Source organism: Ferdinandcohnia sp. GQ5 (genome assembly GCF_059759275.1).
This window is the reverse complement of sequence record NZ_JCAXEW010000008.1, coordinates 120,906-137,132: the sequence shown is the minus strand read 5'-3', so window position 1 is coordinate 137,132 and position 16,227 is coordinate 120,906. Positions and strand designations below refer to the sequence as shown.

Here is a 16,227-nt window from a genome sequence, read left to right as displayed (position 1 = left end):
TTACATATCCTTCCCCATATGAAAAAATCGGTACGTCATTATAAGTCCAATGAAGAACAAACAAATAGCAAAATAAGCAGGAAGCAGATGGATAAAGGTTGTATATCCAATCGCAAAATGTATCCAAATCCCCGCGAAAAAGGCAGGAAGTCCACCAATGAGTAAGGTCCACCAAACCCATTTATTCCCTTGCTGAAATCCCCAAAGGGAAATCGTTAGGACTAACAATCCAACACTGAGGAGTGCACTCCCAAACCCCGCACGATCATGAGCAATTACTGATATCAATTTATCATTAAACAAATCAAGCATCTCGGGGGGCATACAAAGATATAAAATGTCAGTTGCTACAAACACCTTAGTTATTCCAATAATAGAGATCACGATACCGCCTAACACGAATGAAAAACCAAGAATGACAAAGGCAAATTGTCCTATTATACCATGTTTCCAAACGCGGTGATTACGGGTGTTAAGCGATGTTGGGGTCCCTTTAAGGGATCTTGTTTTCATAAAACCTATTAGATAAATGGGAAGTAAAATAAGCCAAAATATCAAATGTAACCAATCAAAATAGCCATATCCGATAAAAAGGAAAATGCCTAAAAACCCCAGAATGGCTGCTAAATCGATGGCCTGCTTCGCCCAAAGAATTTGGTTGCGTATTCCAAAACGTGCCAATGCCATATAGACGATACCACCAGAAACCATCGTCCCAGCGAGTGTCATCCGGTCATGTGCCATAAAATAAAGAATCCGATCATTAAACAAGAGAATCTCTTCCCTTGGCATCCCAAGAAACAGCTCGTCATAAGGGAGAATAATGGTTGTCAAACTGAAAATAACAGCGATTATTCCACCAATAAGAATAGACAATCCAAATAGCCAATACCAAATCCATGCTGGGTGAACGGGAGGCTTAGGCTGAAGATTGTGTGTAAGAGCTTCATTAATTCGCTTTGTCAGGCCAGGTCCAGAGAAGACATAGCCTTCTGAAAGCAGAACTAGATCTGCACCAGCTTCGAAAAGTGCAAGTGCATCGGCAGGTTCATCGATGCCGCCAACTGTAATGACAGGTAAGGAGAAACCAAGTTGCCTTAAAAAATAAATTGAATCTAGTAATTCACTTCTATATTTTTCATACGGTATTTTCGGTGATTCATCTACTACTATTCCAGAAAAATAGGTCTGAACATGATTGAAATCCAAGTCTCTCATTTTATCAGCTGGTACAGACAGATAAACAGGGCGATCTGTTGAAAAAATAAGTTCCGGTGAAGAAGTGACAAACGCAGCAACATAGGGCTCTAATCTCATTATTAAATAATGTAGTTCTTCACCCGTTCCATCCAATCTTGCTAAAACGGGTTGTATTGGTTTCCACTTTTTTAGCTTTTGAACTGTTTTTTCAATTCCGATAGATTCATAATTAAATGGAAAATCAATTTGTTGTTTTTGCCAATCGACGATTGGTAGAGTAGGATCCGTTGTGGGCTCTTTCGTTACTGGACCAATTTCAATCAAGCCAAATCCAAGATTTGAAAAAGCTCTAGACCCAGTTAATAGCGGGTCGAGTTTTCCAGAAAGGCCAATCGGATTTGGATAGCTCACACCTTGTATATCTTTTTTTACTAGTTCAGAAGATTCCTCTCTGCCAAGAAAATGAATGAACCGATGTCCTCCTGGAATGGAGGCAACCAGATTCATACCTCTGTGGATAAATTCACGAGATTGATAGGGAGAAATTCGAGTTAAAATAGGTTTAAATAGTGTATGATACGACCAATCAGGCATGTTTCGTCCTCCATGATAGGCTTTTACCCGTATTGTATCATAATTAGAATAGTTAAAAACGAAAAAACCGAATGCATAGTGCACTCGGTCTAATAAGGATTATTCTTTTGGTGCGCGTACGACAGATTCGAAATTCCCCTTATGCGAACCGTCACAAAAAGGTTTATTTTTAGACAAACCGCATCTGCATAATGAGAAGGTTTGTTTTGTTGGGAACTTATTTCCTTCCTTATCCACTAAATCAACGTCACCTGTGATCCTTAATGAACCATTATCATTTACCTTAATCGTAACCTTTGACATCTCTTGAATACCTCCTTAATCTAATTGTATTACTATTGATAGTAGTTCAACATTTACCAAAACTCAAATTGTTGGTGAAGTGTCGAGTTATTGTAATGATATGTAGTTGGAAACAAGATATGTTAGAATAGTCATAAATTGAAAGAAAGAGGAGAACGAAATGAATATAACATTTTCAGAACGTGCCATTGAAAAACTAAACTCCCAAATAAATAATAAAGATAAAAGGTTAAAATTAAAATATGAGACAGAAGGCTGTGGCTGTGTGATGAGCGGAGTTACCGCATTATGGCTAGTAGACACTGGGGACGAAGATGATCTAGTTCTTGAAACAAATTATCAACCATTATTCGTCGAAAAATCTAAAATGGTATTCTTAGATGAGAATATGACTATTGATTTTATTGAAGCAGCAAATTGTTTTATGTTAAAAAGTCCAAATGAGATTCTGAATCCGCGTTTACGGTTAGTAGAAATGAGTGGTGTACATGAGTTCCAAGCTTAAAACGATACGAAATATTGCAGAAGAAAAAACATGGGTCTCTTTTTTACATGATAATCACCCGTATAGTCTCTTGCACTGGTCGATTGCAGGAGTGAATCATGATCAAAAGGATGTTTGGCTGCTTCAGGATGAAGTAACCTTTGAGGTTCAGGAATTTGATACGATTGAACTTGCCTTAACCTGGATTGGTGAGAACTTGAAAGAAATAACAGATATATTAGGTTAGGGGACTGAAAACATCAGTCCCTTACATAGTTGGCAAAAAAATCATCAATTACTTTTTCATAGGCCTCTTTGTTATCAGCAAAAGAGTATGCATGCTTTCCTCTTTCGGCAATTAACATTTGCTTGGGTCCTTCTTTCATTTTATAAAGCTCCATTGTCATTTCGGGTAAAATATAATCATCCTTAGCACTGTGGATAAATAATACCGGATTTTTAATATTTTGTATCACGGACACGGGGGAAACATCTTTGATGCTATATCCATCCCGTAGCTTTAAAAATATATTGGCAAAGGGAAGAACAAGTGGAGCTGGAATTTTATAATCAACTTTTAAAAGATACTTCAATTGTGCTTCAAAGTCGGAAAACGGGCAGTCCACAATATAGAAATCTGCTCCATCCTCAATCATCCCAGCGTAAAGGAGAGTTGTCACAGCCCCCATAGATTCCCCGTGAATACCAATGGTACTATTTTCCCCATATTTTTCTTTAACCCAAGTAACTACCGATTCTAGATCGAATTTTTCATAGTGACCATAGCTCGTTGTTTTTCCACCAGTTTCTCCATGGCGTCGATGATCGTATAAAAGGACATTCCAATCACGTTTCAAGAAAAGCTTCATGTATTTTATTGAATTTAATTTGTTTTGAGTTACACCGTGAGAGATAATAATAAATCTGTTTTTTTCCGTTCCTTTAACAAACCAGCCTTTAATCGGGTATCCGAATTTTGATTGGATGGTAATGTCCTCCTTTTGAATAGACTGGACTTCATCCAAAGTTAAACGGCCTTCCCTCGTCTCACGTTCAAGAATTTCGTCATCAGTTTTCTTCTTCATAAACATCACAATGTTTGTAAAAATCATTCCAATTGTGGCCATGTAGCCGATGAGAATACCGAGTAATATAACTATTTTTTTCATTCTTTTCATGAAAAAACGCTCCTTCTAAAAATCCGATTAAATATGTAAGCTCTCTTTATTATATCCTTTTTCTACTGATTCTCCATAATTTTCCTAAGTCTTAAGTCTTACATCAAGATAAATCTCCGGATCATTATGCCATTTTCCTTATGACGATATGATTAATTTATACAAAAATACTAAATTTTACCTATTAGGAAAGAGGAGATGGACTTTGAAGCTATTTAAATTTATTGTACAACGGAAAATTCTGATTTCATTAATGATTTTTCTAGTAACTGTAGTTGGCAGCTATTCACTATTAAAAGTAGACAAAGAGCTAATGCCTCCCGTAAAGCTAGATGGAGCCTTTGTTGAAATTTACGCAGGTGAAATGGCAGCAATTGAAGTGGAAAGAACCATAACAAACCCTATTGAACAAAAGATCTTAGCAATAGAAGGAGTGGAGGATGTTCAGTCAACAACAAATATCGGTAGGACTACTCTAAATCTAAGCTTTGAAGCAGGGCGTGGCGAAGAAATCTATAAAGAGGTAGAATCAGCCATTGCATCTGCTAGGTCAGAGTATCCCAGCATTACCGATGTTACATCGGGTCAGTATGGCGGGAGTCAAAGCTATGAATTTTTTATGGATGTTTCGGGTGGAAACATGGAAGAAATGTCTGCATTTGCAAAAGACAATTTAGCGCCTAGATTAGAAGCCTTGCCTGAGGTGAGAGACGTTTTACTTACTGGGATAGAAGAGCAAGAGGTTGCAATTAAAATTGACCGTGGAAAATTACATGAGCATCATCTTGATGTAAACCAGATAATCACGGCAGTTCAACAGTCTAACAGTGAAGCAACTTTAGGAGAATTACAAAATGACAAGGATTCACCTTCCCTAAGATGGAGTTCTAAGGTGGAAAATATTAAGGATATTGAAAATATTTCGATTCCAATCCAAAATGGTTTTATTCAGCTAAAGGATGTTGCAAACATAACAATTCAATCACTCGAAAATAATTCGTATGTATGGAAAAACGGTTCTCAAGATTTCCTTCTTGTACAAATCGGACGCGTTTCCAATGTCACACAAATCGAGATGGCCAAAGCAATACGTGCGGAAGTAAAGAAAATTCAAAACGAAAATCTTGTTAAGGATTTTGAATTAAATGAAGTTGTGGCCCAAGCGGATTATGTCAGTGATTCAATAGATGGAGTGAAGGATAATATTTTAATTGGTGGAATCATTGCCATTGTCATTTTATTACTTTTCCTACGTAATATTAGGGCAACCTTTATTATCGGTTTAACGATCCCTTCTTCTGTGCTTTTAACCTTTACAGCGATGTGGCTGTTTGATTATAGCTTTAATATGCTTACACTACTTGGACTTGGACTAGGAATAGGGATGATGGTGGATTCCTCTATTGTAATCCTAGAAGCTATTTATAAGAAGAAGGAACTTGGCTTGGGTAGGTTTGAAGCGGTTATTGAGGGGACTAGGGAGGTAGCCTCGGCGGTAATTGCATCTATGCTGACAACCATCGTGGTTTTCCTGCCAATTGGTTTAATCGGTGGGGAGATGGGGGAGTTTGTCATTATGCTGTCAGCTGTAGTGGCAATAACCTTAATAAGTTCTGTAGTGATATCATTTACATTGATTCCGTCTCTATCTGAAACATTTTTAAAGCTTAGAAGACCAACAAAATTGAAAAAAGACTCAATTATGATGAGGGGCTATCGTAACGTTGTGTCTTGGGTGATTAGAAAGAAAAGAAATAGCTTTGCAGTAATCACACTGTTTCTCTTGATGCTAATCGGTTCCCTATTTCTTGTAACGAAAATACCGATGACAATTATGCCTGATATGTTGAACCGTTATTCAGAGCTTGCTGTAGACTTGGAACCAGGTTTATCTTTGGAAGAAAAACAAAGTGTAGTTAGTGAAATAAATCAAAGACTGCAGAAAGTGGAAGACGTAGAAACGAATTATGTAATGGATAATGGATCCATGCTATACACCATTATTAATATGACAAAGGGAAACCAAATAAAGGTTGAGCAAAAGGAAGTAAATGAAAATATTCTTGAGGCGTTACGAGATATGCAGGAAGATCATCCAATTTTGGGAGTTCAAAGTGCGATGGCAGGCGGTGGAGGGTTTCCTGTTTAAATAAATATTAAAGGTGATAGTTTTGAGCAACTTCAAACAATTTCAAACAAATTCATTGATGAGCTTCAGAAAGTAGATGGGGTTTCGGCAATTACAAATTCAATTGAAAGAACCTCTGAAGAGCAAATGATAGTGGTAAAAGAAAAAGAAATTGAGAAGGCAGGCTTATTTCCTTCACAAATTAAACAATTTATTGAAGAATCCTTTATTCAAATGCCGGTCGGCACGTTGCAAAACCAGGATGAAACAATGCCTTTAACTCTTAGCTGGGAAAAAACACCTGCTACAAAAGCGGATTTACTGGATATGAAAATGTCTATTAATGGGGGGGAAGAACCACTTTCTTCATATATAAAGCTTACAAGTGTTCAAACACCAAATGAGATTATTCATTCAGATGGGGAAAGACTTGTTACGATTTCAGCAGATATTAAGAACCGTGATCTCGGGGCTGTGAATCGGGATATTCAAAAAATAATTGAAAGTTTTGAAACACCTACTGGGTATACGCTTACCGCTGGTGGTGATTTAGAGCAACAGCAAGAATTAATGACGGATATGATTTTTGTATTTGCGATTTCCATCTTTCTCGTTTATTTGGTGATGGCCGTTCAATTTAACCACTTTGGGCATCCATTGCTTGTAATGTCCGTTATTCCGATTACAATCATTGGTGTGATTTTAGGATTGTTTATAACAAAAATGGAATTAAACCTTATCTCGGGAATGGGGATTATTATGCTAATTGGTATTGTTTTGAATAATGCCATATTGCTCATCGATAGAACAAATCAACTGCGAAAGGAAGGCAATACGATTCAAGAAGCTCTTATAGGAGCCGGCAATGATCGGATTCGACCGATTTTTATGACAACCTTGACAACAGTTGGTGGTATGCTTCCACTTGCCCTTGAATCCGGAGCCTCTGGGAATTATCAGGCTCCAATGGCAACCGTCATAATCTCAGGACTTTCATTTGCAACTCTAATTACATTGTTTTTAATTCCTGCTGTTTACCGATTGTTTTCATTTTCAAAGTCAACGGAAACTCGTAAAGAAAGAAGTGAAGTACGATCGAAAGCTAAGGTAAAGGCAGAAATAGTACCTAAAATCTAAAAAAAAACCCTGGTCAGTGCATTTAAACTAGACCAGGGGATTTTGCTATTGCTCTGAATTTTGGCGGTTTGTGGGGTGAATGGCTTTTTCCATTTCCTCAGCAGCCATTGTATTGTTTGTCGTATCAGCATTTGGTTTACCTTTTTGAGAACGACCTTTTTCTCGTTTTGCCAATCATAAACACTCCATTCCTGAAATTTCATCAATAGGTTGTGGAGTTTTCAAACAAATTATTCCTGGTTAGCAGACTGTAACCTGTAATACTTGCTTTCGATAGGACGGGTCAGATAGGGTTTAATGACATCAACAGCCTCTACAAGTTTTGAAAGTTCAAGGCCTGTTTGTATCCCCATCTCTTCAAGCATATACACAACATCTTCAGTGGCAACATTGCCAGTCGCCCCGGGTGCAAACGGGCACCCACCTAATCCACCAGCTGATGTGTCAAAACGATTAACTCCTGCTTGGAGAGCAGCTATCACATTTGCAAGTGCCATCCCGCGAGTATCATGGAAGTGAGCAGTCATTAGTATATTTGATAGCTCTTTTTTTAGCTTTGAAAAAAGAGAAAAAACATCTTTTGGAGTTGCTTTTCCTATCGTGTCGGCAACACTTAATTCATCAACACCATATTGGACAAAGGTAGAGCATAGCTTTAAAACAGCTTCTTCATCCACTTTTCCTTCATATGGACAATAAAAGGCGGTCGAGATACAGGCACGAACAAAATAACCTTTTGATTTTAATTCCTTAATAACAGGTTTTAGTTCCTCCATACTCTCAGTTGTTGTTTTATTAATATTTTTCTTATTAAAGCTTTCACTAACACCAACAAAAACAGCAACGGCTTTACACTTTGTATCGTAAAGTCTTTCAATACCTTTGCGATTTGGTGCGAGAACAATATTTCGAGTACTGTCTAAGCATGATGTAATAATTTCTTTTGCGTCCTTCATTTGTGGCACCCATTTTGGTGAGACAAATGAGGTAAGCTCCATTTCTTGTAGGCCTGCAAGTTTTAGTTTGTGAATAAAATCAATTTTTACTTCGGTTGGTATTAAGCTTTTTTCGTTTTGCAATCCATCTCTTGGTCCTACTTCAATAATCGTGACTTGCTCAGGTAATTGCATATACAACCCTCCAGCAAAATGCCTTATTCTAAGAGGATGTTCAAAAAGTCGGCCGAAAATGACACATCGAATTTCTGGGTGCATCGCTCCTGTAACATCATGAATAACTAGGTTATGCGCTTGCATCTACAAGTTTAATCTCGAAGTCAATTCCTCAGCGCAAGGCTGTAATGATGTTAAGTCAAGCAGTTGCCTCGCTCCGGTACTCAAAGCTGCGCCGCCTTGAACTTTCGACGCACAGGACGTGCTAGTGTCGACAATGCCACAGGACGTGGCGTTTTTGTCGACGCGGTCCTTTTCAACCTCCTTTTTGAACACGATCTATTACTCTTATTCTATTAGAGGCATTTCGTGGAAAGCAAGAATTATAGGAAATTAGACAAAATAAGAGGTATTTCGAAAAAAATCAAGAAATATATATGGTAATGAATACATAAAACGTAATAGTAAAGGGAGATGTTGATATGAATAATGAAGTTTTAATTGTAAGCGCTGTCAGAACGGCGATTGGTAGTTTTGGAGGGAGTTTGCAATCTGTTTCAGCCCCAGATCTGGGTGCTGTCGTGATTAAAGGAGCATTGGAAAAGGCAGGTGTTGATTTAAAGCTTGTAGATGAAGTCATTATGGGGAATGTTCTGCAAGCTGGAGTAGGACAAAATCCAGCAAGGCAGGCTGCGATAAAAGCAGGGTTACTACAGGAAACACCGGCAATGACAATTAACAAGGTATGTGGTTCTGGATTAAAAGCTGTGCACATAGCGACACAGGCAATCATTGCGGGTGATGCGGATGTGATAGTGGCTGGCGGGATGGAGAATATGAGCCAGGCTCCTTATCTTTTAAAGGGAGCACGAAATGGCTTTAAAATGGGCGACCAAAAAATGATTGATAGCATGATTTCCGATGGGTTATGGTGCGCGTTTAATGATTATCATATGGGAATTACGGCAGAAAATTTATGTGATAAATATGAGATTACAAGAGAAGAACAGGATCGTTTCTCAGCAAGGAGCCAGGAAAGAGCAGTAGCGGCAATTGAGGCAGGGAAATTTAAAGAAGAGATTGTGCCTGTAGAAATTCCACAACGTAAAAAAGATAGCATTGTCTTTGATACAGATGAATACCCTAAAGCAGGTACTACTGTTGAAAAATTAGGGAATTTACGTCCCGCATTTAAAAAGGACGGTACTGTAACCGCTGGGAATGCATCAGGAATAAATGACGGAGCAGCCGCATTCGTTATCATGAGTAAGAAGAAAGCGATGGAACTCGGTATTAAAGGATTAGTCACCATTAAAGCAAACGGAAATGCCGGTGTTGACCCAAGTATAATGGGGATTGGACCAGTTGCTGCAGTGAAAAAGGTGATGGAAAAGTCTGGATTAAGCGTTAGTGATATGAATTTAATTGAGGCAAATGAAGCGTTTGCTGCCCAGTCAATTGCCGTTGACCGCGAACTTCATTTTAACCATGATATTTTAAATGTAAATGGGGGAGCAATTGCCCTTGGACATCCAATCGGTGCTAGTGGTGCGAGAATTCTCGTCACTCTTATTCATGAACTAAAGCGCCGTAATGAGCGCTATGGATTAGCGACCCTATGTATTGGCGGCGGTCAAGGTGTTGCAACAATTGTTGAAAATATTGAATAGTGGGGTGTACTAATGAAACCAATATATTCCTCGTTTCAGGAAGCTGTAGAGCAAATCAAGGACGGTTCCACGATAATGGTTGGTGGATTTGGCTTATGTGGGATTCCAGAAAATTTAATTTTAGCATTGGCCAAGTCTGGGGTTAAGGACTTAACCGTAATTTCAAATAACTGCGGTGTTGATGATTGGGGTCTTGGACTGCTTTTACAAAACAAACAGATTTCAAAAATGATAGGTTCATATGTTGGTGAAAACAAAGAATTCGAACGACAGGCATTATCAGGCGAACTTGCGGTTGAACTTGTCCCACAGGGAACACTGGCTGAAAAGATACGAGCTGGTGGAGCGGGGATTCCTGCATTTTATACACCTGCAGGAGTAGGAACACCTATTGCTGAGGGAAAAGAAACCCGAATATTTAATGGAAAAGAATATGTATTAGAAGAATCATTCATAGCAGACTTCAGCCTGGTCCGTGCCGAAAAGGCAGATAAAATGGGGAATTTGATCTATAACAAAACAGCTCGAAATTTTAACCCAATGATGGCCGCTGCCGGTAAGGTTACAATCGCTGAGGTCGAAGAGCTCTATGAGATAGGGGAACTTGACCCGAATAGGATTCACACACCAAGTATCTATGTCCAAGGGCTCATTGTTGGTGAACAAAAGAAGCGGATTGAACGATTAACATTATCTAAATAAGGGGGAGTAGGCTTTGACAAATACTCGAGAAAAGATTGCGAAGAGGGCTGAAAAAGAAATTGAAGATGGCTTTTATGTAAATCTTGGAATCGGCATGCCAACCCTTGTTGCAAACTATATTTCTTCAAATAAACAGGTTGTACTCCAATCAGAGAATGGGTTACTTGGGATTGGTCCATATCCAACAGAAAAAAATGTTGACCCTGATTTAATCAATGCCGGAAAAGAAACCGTCACCGCTATTCCTGGTGCAGCTTATTTTGACAGTGCAGAATCATTTGCGATGATTCGCGGGGGGCATATTAATATTGCTATTCTTGGCGGAATGGAGGTTTCAGAGACAGGGGACCTAGCAAACTGGATGATCCCAGGCAAAATGATTAAGGGAATGGGCGGAGCAATGGATCTCGTACACGGGGCTCAGAAAATCATTGTGATAATGGATCATGTAAATAAAAAAGGAGACGCGAAAATCCTCAAAGAATGTACACTTCCTTTAACCGGTAAAGGAGTTGTAAATCGGATTATTACAGATCGTGCCGTACTCGATGTAACAGAAAATGGGTTAAAATTAGTAGAGGTGGCTAAAGGTTTTTCGGTTGAAGATATAAAGGCTTCTACAGAGCCCGATCTTCTAGTTAATGATAGCGTTATCCTAAACGCGTATTAGTATAGAAATATTGGCGAGTAGCCACCGAGCGGTAATTCACCTTTTTATGATATAATAGCTGTGAAATGGTTGACGGATGGAGGGAATAATATGGCTAAAAAGAAACAAAAGCCATCTGTTAAAAGGCAAAAAGATGAAAAGCTAAGTCTTGGAGATTTACTAAATGAGGATATTGTTTCGAAACTAAAAAATACTCAACAGCAGTTAAAGGAAGAAGAGCAAAAGAAACAAGAAGAGGCGATTGAAAGACAAAGAGAAGAACGTAGACAACGAGAAAAGAATAAATCATTTGAGGAACTATTGGAAGAAAGTAGCCTTAAATGGTCAGATTTTAAATAATAATACCCCCACAGGAACTGTGGGGGTATACATTTATCTATGTTGATCGTAAATTGATGCTTTTGTAAGGTCTCTAATCTTCTGAACCTGTTCAGCTGTAAGAGGTGTCGAATTTGCAGCTGCTACATTATTTTTGATTTGTTCAAGGGAGCTCGCACCTGCAACAACTGAAGCAACAGTATCGTCAAACAAACAATATTGCAATGCAACTTGGGTTAAAGAACGATCAACTGCTAAGTCGGACTTTAAACTCGAAATTACAGTTTCAAGCTCTTCAAAAGCATAATCAAGATATCCATTTTGTTTCATACTTTGACTAGCATTCTCTAATGGACGATTGGTGAGTATCCCTTTAGCAACTGGACCACGTGCTACTACACTAATTTGATGATCATTTAGATAGGGAAGTATCTGCTCTTCTGGGCGACGGTCTAGAATACTATATTGCATCATTACACTTACAATGGATGATTTTGTAACAAATTCTCGTATTACATTCGGGCGAATTGAGGAGATTCCATAATAACGTATGACACCTTCTTGTTTTAATTCTTCGAATGCTTCAATGGTCTCATCGATAGGATCTTCCATTGTTCCTCCATGGAGCTGGTAGAGATCAATATAATCAGTTTGCAAGCGTCGCAAGCTATCCTTAACAGCAGATTTTATGTATTTTTTTGAAGGGTCCCAGGACCATCCCTTTTTCCCCTCCTCAAATCGATTTCCCACTTTAGTGGCTAGTATAATCTCTTGTCTTTTCTGCTTTATGGCTTTTCCAACAAATTCCTCATTAAGCCCTTGATCATATAAATCAGCTGTATCTAAATAGTTGATTCCCATATCTAATGCGGAATCAATCAGTTGTAGCGCTTTTTTTTCCTCTGTTCCAACAGACATACAGCCTAGCCCGATTTTACTCACATATAAATCGGAAGTGCCAATTCTTCTTTTTTCCATACTGTCCCCTCCAAGATTTAGTTTCCTTCTATCATCTAGTCATATCTTATCCTTTTCATTTCAGAACTACAAATGATATGAAGGGGACGTATCGTGGGCTTATTTTTTCTCTTTATTTCCTTTTCCTTGATTAATCCATTCTTGAACAGTTCGGTAGGAACGGCTATATTCCTTAAGTTTTGCACGAATTTCCCAAGCCTTTCCTACTAAAGCTACACGATTTTCACCAATCACAATTTTCATAGCAACCCCCTATGAACTTTTAAAATAAGAAAAGAACTATGCTAAAATGTATGAAGTAGTATGATTTAGTAGAACAAGGAGCTGGCGAAATGGATCACTTAGTAGAAAAGACAATAAAGAGGGAAGTGCTTTTTGAAGGAAAGATTATTGATTTACATATAGAAGAGGTAGAGTTGCCTAATGGACATACGAGTAAAAGAGAGCTTATTAAACATCCAGGAGCCGTTGCAATTCTTGCAATAACGGATGAAAAGAAAATTGTGATGGTACAACAGTATCGAAAAGCACTTGATAAGGTGATTGTTGAGATACCTGCTGGTAAACTTGAAAAAGGCGAAGCACCTGAAATTACTGCTAGAAGAGAATTAGAAGAAGAAACGGGTTATGATTGTGAAACATTGACACCTTTAATTTCATTTTATACATCACCGGGTTTTGCAGATGAATTGGTTCATCTTTTTATTGCGAAAGACTTAAAGAAAATTGAAAATCCAGCAAGCTTGGATGAAGATGAATTTGTCGACGTCCTTGAGGTATCATTGGAAGAAGCCCTTGAGCTTTTAAGTGAGAAGAAAATTTATGATGCTAAAACAGCTTATGCAGTGCAGTACCTACAATTACAACAAGCATTAGGAGAATAAGCTAAAGATGAACAATTATTATGTAGATCTCCATATCCATATTGGGAGAACGAATTCGGGTAGACCCGTAAAAATTACGGGTGCTAAATCACTTACAATTGGAAATATCCTTCATGAATCCACCGAAATCAAAGGAATGGATATGATAGGTGTAATTGATTGCCATGTTCCAGAAGTCATTGGGGAGCTCGAAACATTAATCGAAAGTGGAGAAGTGTATCCCTATGAGGAAGGCGGACTGCGCTTTAAGAATGTTACCCTCATTTTGGGAAGTGAGCTTGAAATCTATGATGAGAATTGTAAAGGACCTATCCATGTTCTCGCTTTTATGCCAACGATTGAAAAAATGAAAGAATTTACGGTTTGGCTATCTGAACGAATGAAAAACATAACCTTAAGCTCGCAAAGAATATATGTAGGAGCTAGAGAACTGCAAAGTAAGGTTAAGGAGTTAACTGGAATTTTTATTCCTGCACATGTATTCACACCCTATAAAAGTATGTATGGTCGAGGAGTGAAACAATCGTTAACTGAAGTATTTGATGAGAATTTAATTGATGGAATCGAACTCGGATTGAGCTCGAATACAGATATGGCTGACCAAATAATAGAATTGCATCAATTCACTTTTGTTTCTAATTCAGATGCTCATTCGTTACCGAAGATTGCTAGAGAATATCAAATTATGAAAATGAAGGAGCCTACATTTGAAGAACTAAGGCTTGTACTCCATCAACAAGATGGAAGGGAAGTTGTTGCGAATTATGGGTTAGATCCTTTATTAGGGAAATACCATAAAACAACATGTGATAAATGTTTAACCATAATTGAGGATGTAACAGCTGAGGTGTGTCCTAGCTGCGGTCATCAAGGGTTTGTCAAAGGGGTGTTTGATAGGCTTCGGGAGTTAAAAAACACGGATAAATCAAATCCAAATCGACCTCCATATGTACACCAGGTACCGCTCGAATTTATTCCGGGGTTAGGACCGAAAACCTTACAAAAACTTAGAGATTATTTTAAAACAGAGATGGCCATCCTTCATGAGGTTCCCGAAGAAGAACTTAGACGTGTCGTCAAAGCCCAGATCGTCGATATTATCATTCAAGCTAGAGAAGGAAAACTTCGTCTAAAATCAGGCGGAGGCGGAAAATATGGAAAAGTTGACTCCTAAAAGGGAGTCTATCGGTTATTTTGTAGAAACGTTGTTACTGCATAGTATTTAATACAGTCACAAAATGGTTATGTAATTAGCACCCTTATTAGCAACTTGACGATAGCTGTTGTCGTCGTGCGAATAAGGGTATTTTGTATTCTCAAGGAACGTAATAGTCGTCTGTTTTACATTTTTATGGATATTACGAATGACTTCATACTGCGAATCTATAGAAAAGCATACGCATTCCATTTTTACGAATGCATTTATCGCCATTCTAATTAAAATCAATACGCAAATGGATAGTTTTTACATTCTTTGTCTCTTATGAAATCACTTTTACCGTTTTTTGGATTTTGCGAATGGCTTCATACTGTTAATCTATCTAAAAGCATACACATTCCCTTTTTACGAATGCTTTTATCACTTTTCTATTTAAAAACGATACACAAGTGGATAAATTTTACATATTCAATCTCTTTTGAACTCACTATTCCCGTTTTTTGGATTTTGCGAATGGCTTCATACTGTCAATCTATCTAAAAGCATACGCATTCCCTTTTTACGAATGCATTTATCGCATTTTTACTTAAAAACAATACACAAGTGGAAAATTTTTCACATATTTAATCACTTTTGAAATCACTATTCCCTTTTTATGGATATTGAGAATGACTTCATGCTGCCGATTAATATAAAAGCATACGCAATCCTTTTTTATGTATGATTTTCTCGCTTATTTACTAAAAAAACGATACAATAGTGGAAAATTTTCACATTTTGTTCTTTTTAAATCATTCTACCTTTCTTGAACTTGAAGACACTTTATTCTAGCAATCTATACTAAGCAAACACATTCCTTTTTACGTGCTGATTTTTTAATTATAAATTTTCGATTTACTAGAAATACTTTTGGCAAGTTGTCATAGAAGTCTATTTTTCCTCATAGAATCTAGTAGAAGATTGATAGGAGGAACGATAGATGAGAAAGCAACAGCCCTATAAAAAAATTGTAGCTAGCCATTTTCGGGAACATTCATCCATATATTTATTTATTTCGGTACTATTCCTAATGGGTGTCATATTTGGAGCAATTGTTGTAAATAGTTTAAATTTCAGTCAAAAAGAAGATCTCTTTTTCTACTTAAGCCGATTTTTTGGAGAAGTATCTGAAGGAACTTATGCTAATTCCGGCGATATGTTCAAACAAAGTTTCCTTCATAACCTGAAATATGTGGGACTTATGTGGATACTGGGAATCTCCATTATCGGGCTACCAATTATCCTTATTCTCTTATTCTTAAAAGGGGTAGTCGTTGGTTTTACAGTTGGCTTTCTCGTTAATCAAATGGATTGGAGCGGATTTCTCTTATCATTTGTTGCTGTTTTACCACAAAACTTATTAATCATTCCAACATTTATTATCGTAGGAACAATTGCGGTTTCATTCTCATTAAAGATGATTCGCCAGCAGTTTATGAAACGAATGAACGAGCCTGTATTACAATTACTTACACGATATTCAATCCTAATGGTCGCCGTTAGTTTTGTCATTCTAATTGCATCGGCTGTTGAGGCATTTGCTTCACCAGTACTAATGAAAGAGGTAATAGATGTAATAAATAAGTAAGAATGAATATTAAATGAAAATAATTATTCTTTGTTATTTATAATTATTTTATTTGGACAGTGCCCCTTCTTCTGGTATAATAA

General features: G+C 37.6%; 18 protein-coding genes. 11 read left to right on the top strand and 7 right to left on the bottom strand.

Annotated features, from left to right (window positions below):
• Together AC6CHV_RS11905 and AC6CHV_RS11900 are read right to left on the bottom strand one after the other, a co-directional pair.
• Entirely contained in the window at nt 1-1,794 is a 1,794-nt protein-coding gene (locus AC6CHV_RS11905) for a dihydroorotate dehydrogenase (protein WP_341330959.1), read from the bottom strand.
• A 99-nt stretch (nt 1,795-1,893) separates the two neighbouring features.
• Entirely contained in the window at nt 1,894-2,097 is a 204-nt protein-coding gene (locus AC6CHV_RS11900; RefSeq protein WP_099360616.1) for a CDGSH iron-sulfur domain-containing protein, read from the bottom strand.
• A gap of 160 nt (nt 2,098-2,257) precedes the next feature.
• On the opposite strand from AC6CHV_RS11900, the gene AC6CHV_RS11895 reads away from it, so the two are divergent.
• The gene (locus AC6CHV_RS11895; protein WP_341330960.1) at nt 2,258-2,602 is read left to right on the top strand and encodes an iron-sulfur cluster biosynthesis family protein; all 345 of its coding nucleotides are present in this window, start codon (nt 2,258-2,260) and stop codon (nt 2,600-2,602) included.
• A complete protein-coding gene (locus AC6CHV_RS11890) occupies nt 2,586-2,828 on the top strand; it encodes a DUF2552 family protein (RefSeq protein WP_341330961.1) in 243 nt (80 codons plus the stop codon). The genes AC6CHV_RS11895 and AC6CHV_RS11890 overlap by 17 nt, the downstream gene beginning before the upstream one ends.
• Nucleotides 2,829-2,841: 13 nt before the next feature.
• On the opposite strand, the gene AC6CHV_RS11885 is transcribed toward AC6CHV_RS11890, so the two are convergent.
• The gene (locus AC6CHV_RS11885) at nt 2,842-3,750 is read right to left on the bottom strand and encodes an alpha/beta hydrolase (protein WP_341333521.1); all 909 of its coding nucleotides are present in this window, start codon (nt 3,748-3,750) and stop codon (nt 2,842-2,844) included.
• A 214-nt stretch (nt 3,751-3,964) separates the two neighbouring features.
• Between AC6CHV_RS11885 and AC6CHV_RS11880 the strand changes: the two genes are divergently transcribed.
• Both AC6CHV_RS11880 and AC6CHV_RS11875 read left to right on the top strand, forming a co-directional pair.
• Nucleotides 3,965-5,908 (top strand): efflux RND transporter permease subunit, encoded by a 1,944-nt coding sequence (locus tag AC6CHV_RS11880; RefSeq protein ID WP_498078949.1) that lies wholly within the window; start codon nt 3,965-3,967, stop codon nt 5,906-5,908.
• A complete protein-coding gene (locus tag AC6CHV_RS11875; RefSeq protein ID WP_498078968.1) occupies nt 5,909-7,024 on the top strand; it encodes an efflux RND transporter permease subunit in 1,116 nt (371 codons plus the stop codon).
• A gap of 45 nt (nt 7,025-7,069) precedes the next feature.
• Here the strand turns inward: AC6CHV_RS11875 and AC6CHV_RS11870 are convergent, their stop codons facing one another.
• Both AC6CHV_RS11870 and AC6CHV_RS11865 read right to left on the bottom strand, forming a co-directional pair.
• The gene (locus tag AC6CHV_RS11870) at nt 7,070-7,198 is read right to left on the bottom strand and encodes a hypothetical protein (protein WP_341330963.1); all 129 of its coding nucleotides are present in this window, start codon (nt 7,196-7,198) and stop codon (nt 7,070-7,072) included.
• 56 nt (nt 7,199-7,254) lie between these two features.
• The gene (locus AC6CHV_RS11865; protein WP_341330964.1) at nt 7,255-8,154 is read right to left on the bottom strand and encodes a hydroxymethylglutaryl-CoA lyase; all 900 of its coding nucleotides are present in this window, start codon (nt 8,152-8,154) and stop codon (nt 7,255-7,257) included.
• A 464-nt stretch (nt 8,155-8,618) separates the two neighbouring features.
• Here AC6CHV_RS11865 and AC6CHV_RS11860 point away from each other — a divergent pair, with 464 nt between their 5' ends.
• The 4 genes from AC6CHV_RS11860 (at nt 8,619) to AC6CHV_RS11845 (ending at nt 11,517) form a co-directional block, all read left to right on the top strand.
• Nucleotides 8,619-9,806, top strand: a complete 1,188-nt coding sequence (locus AC6CHV_RS11860; RefSeq protein ID WP_341330965.1) for an acetyl-CoA C-acetyltransferase — start codon at nt 8,619-8,621, stop codon at nt 9,804-9,806.
• Between the two features lie 12 nt (nt 9,807-9,818).
• Nucleotides 9,819-10,508: a CoA transferase subunit A gene (locus AC6CHV_RS11855; protein WP_341330966.1), complete on the top strand. Its 690-nt coding sequence runs from the start codon at nt 9,819-9,821 to the stop codon at nt 10,506-10,508.
• Between the two features lie 13 nt (nt 10,509-10,521).
• Nucleotides 10,522-11,178 (top strand): 3-oxoacid CoA-transferase subunit B, encoded by a 657-nt coding sequence (locus AC6CHV_RS11850; RefSeq protein ID WP_498078948.1) that lies wholly within the window; start codon nt 10,522-10,524, stop codon nt 11,176-11,178.
• A gap of 90 nt (nt 11,179-11,268) precedes the next feature.
• Nucleotides 11,269-11,517, top strand: coding sequence for a DUF3886 domain-containing protein (locus tag AC6CHV_RS11845; RefSeq protein ID WP_341330968.1), 249 nt, complete (start codon nt 11,269-11,271; stop codon nt 11,515-11,517).
• Between the two features lie 33 nt (nt 11,518-11,550).
• On the opposite strand, the gene AC6CHV_RS11840 is transcribed toward AC6CHV_RS11845, so the two are convergent.
• Nucleotides 11,551-12,474 (bottom strand): aldo/keto reductase, encoded by a 924-nt coding sequence (locus AC6CHV_RS11840; RefSeq protein ID WP_341330969.1) that lies wholly within the window; start codon nt 12,472-12,474, stop codon nt 11,551-11,553.
• 99 nt (nt 12,475-12,573) lie between these two features.
• Nucleotides 12,574-12,717, bottom strand: a complete 144-nt coding sequence (gene mciZ, locus AC6CHV_RS11835) for a Z-ring formation inhibitor MciZ (RefSeq protein ID WP_341330970.1) — start codon at nt 12,715-12,717, stop codon at nt 12,574-12,576.
• Between the two features lie 89 nt (nt 12,718-12,806).
• On the opposite strand from mciZ, the gene AC6CHV_RS11830 reads away from it, so the two are divergent.
• From AC6CHV_RS11830 to spoIIM, 3 genes are all read left to right on the top strand, one after another.
• The gene (locus tag AC6CHV_RS11830) at nt 12,807-13,358 is read left to right on the top strand and encodes an NUDIX hydrolase (RefSeq protein WP_341330971.1); all 552 of its coding nucleotides are present in this window, start codon (nt 12,807-12,809) and stop codon (nt 13,356-13,358) included.
• Nucleotides 13,359-13,365: 7 nt separating this feature from the next.
• Nucleotides 13,366-14,532 (top strand): endonuclease Q family protein, encoded by a 1,167-nt coding sequence (locus AC6CHV_RS11825; protein ID WP_341330972.1) that lies wholly within the window; start codon nt 13,366-13,368, stop codon nt 14,530-14,532.
• Between the two features lie 964 nt (nt 14,533-15,496).
• Complete coding sequence (gene spoIIM, locus AC6CHV_RS11820) at nt 15,497-16,144, top strand: stage II sporulation protein M (protein ID WP_341330973.1); 648 nt, start codon at nt 15,497-15,499, stop codon at nt 16,142-16,144.
• Nucleotides 16,145-16,227 lie beyond the last annotated feature (83 nt).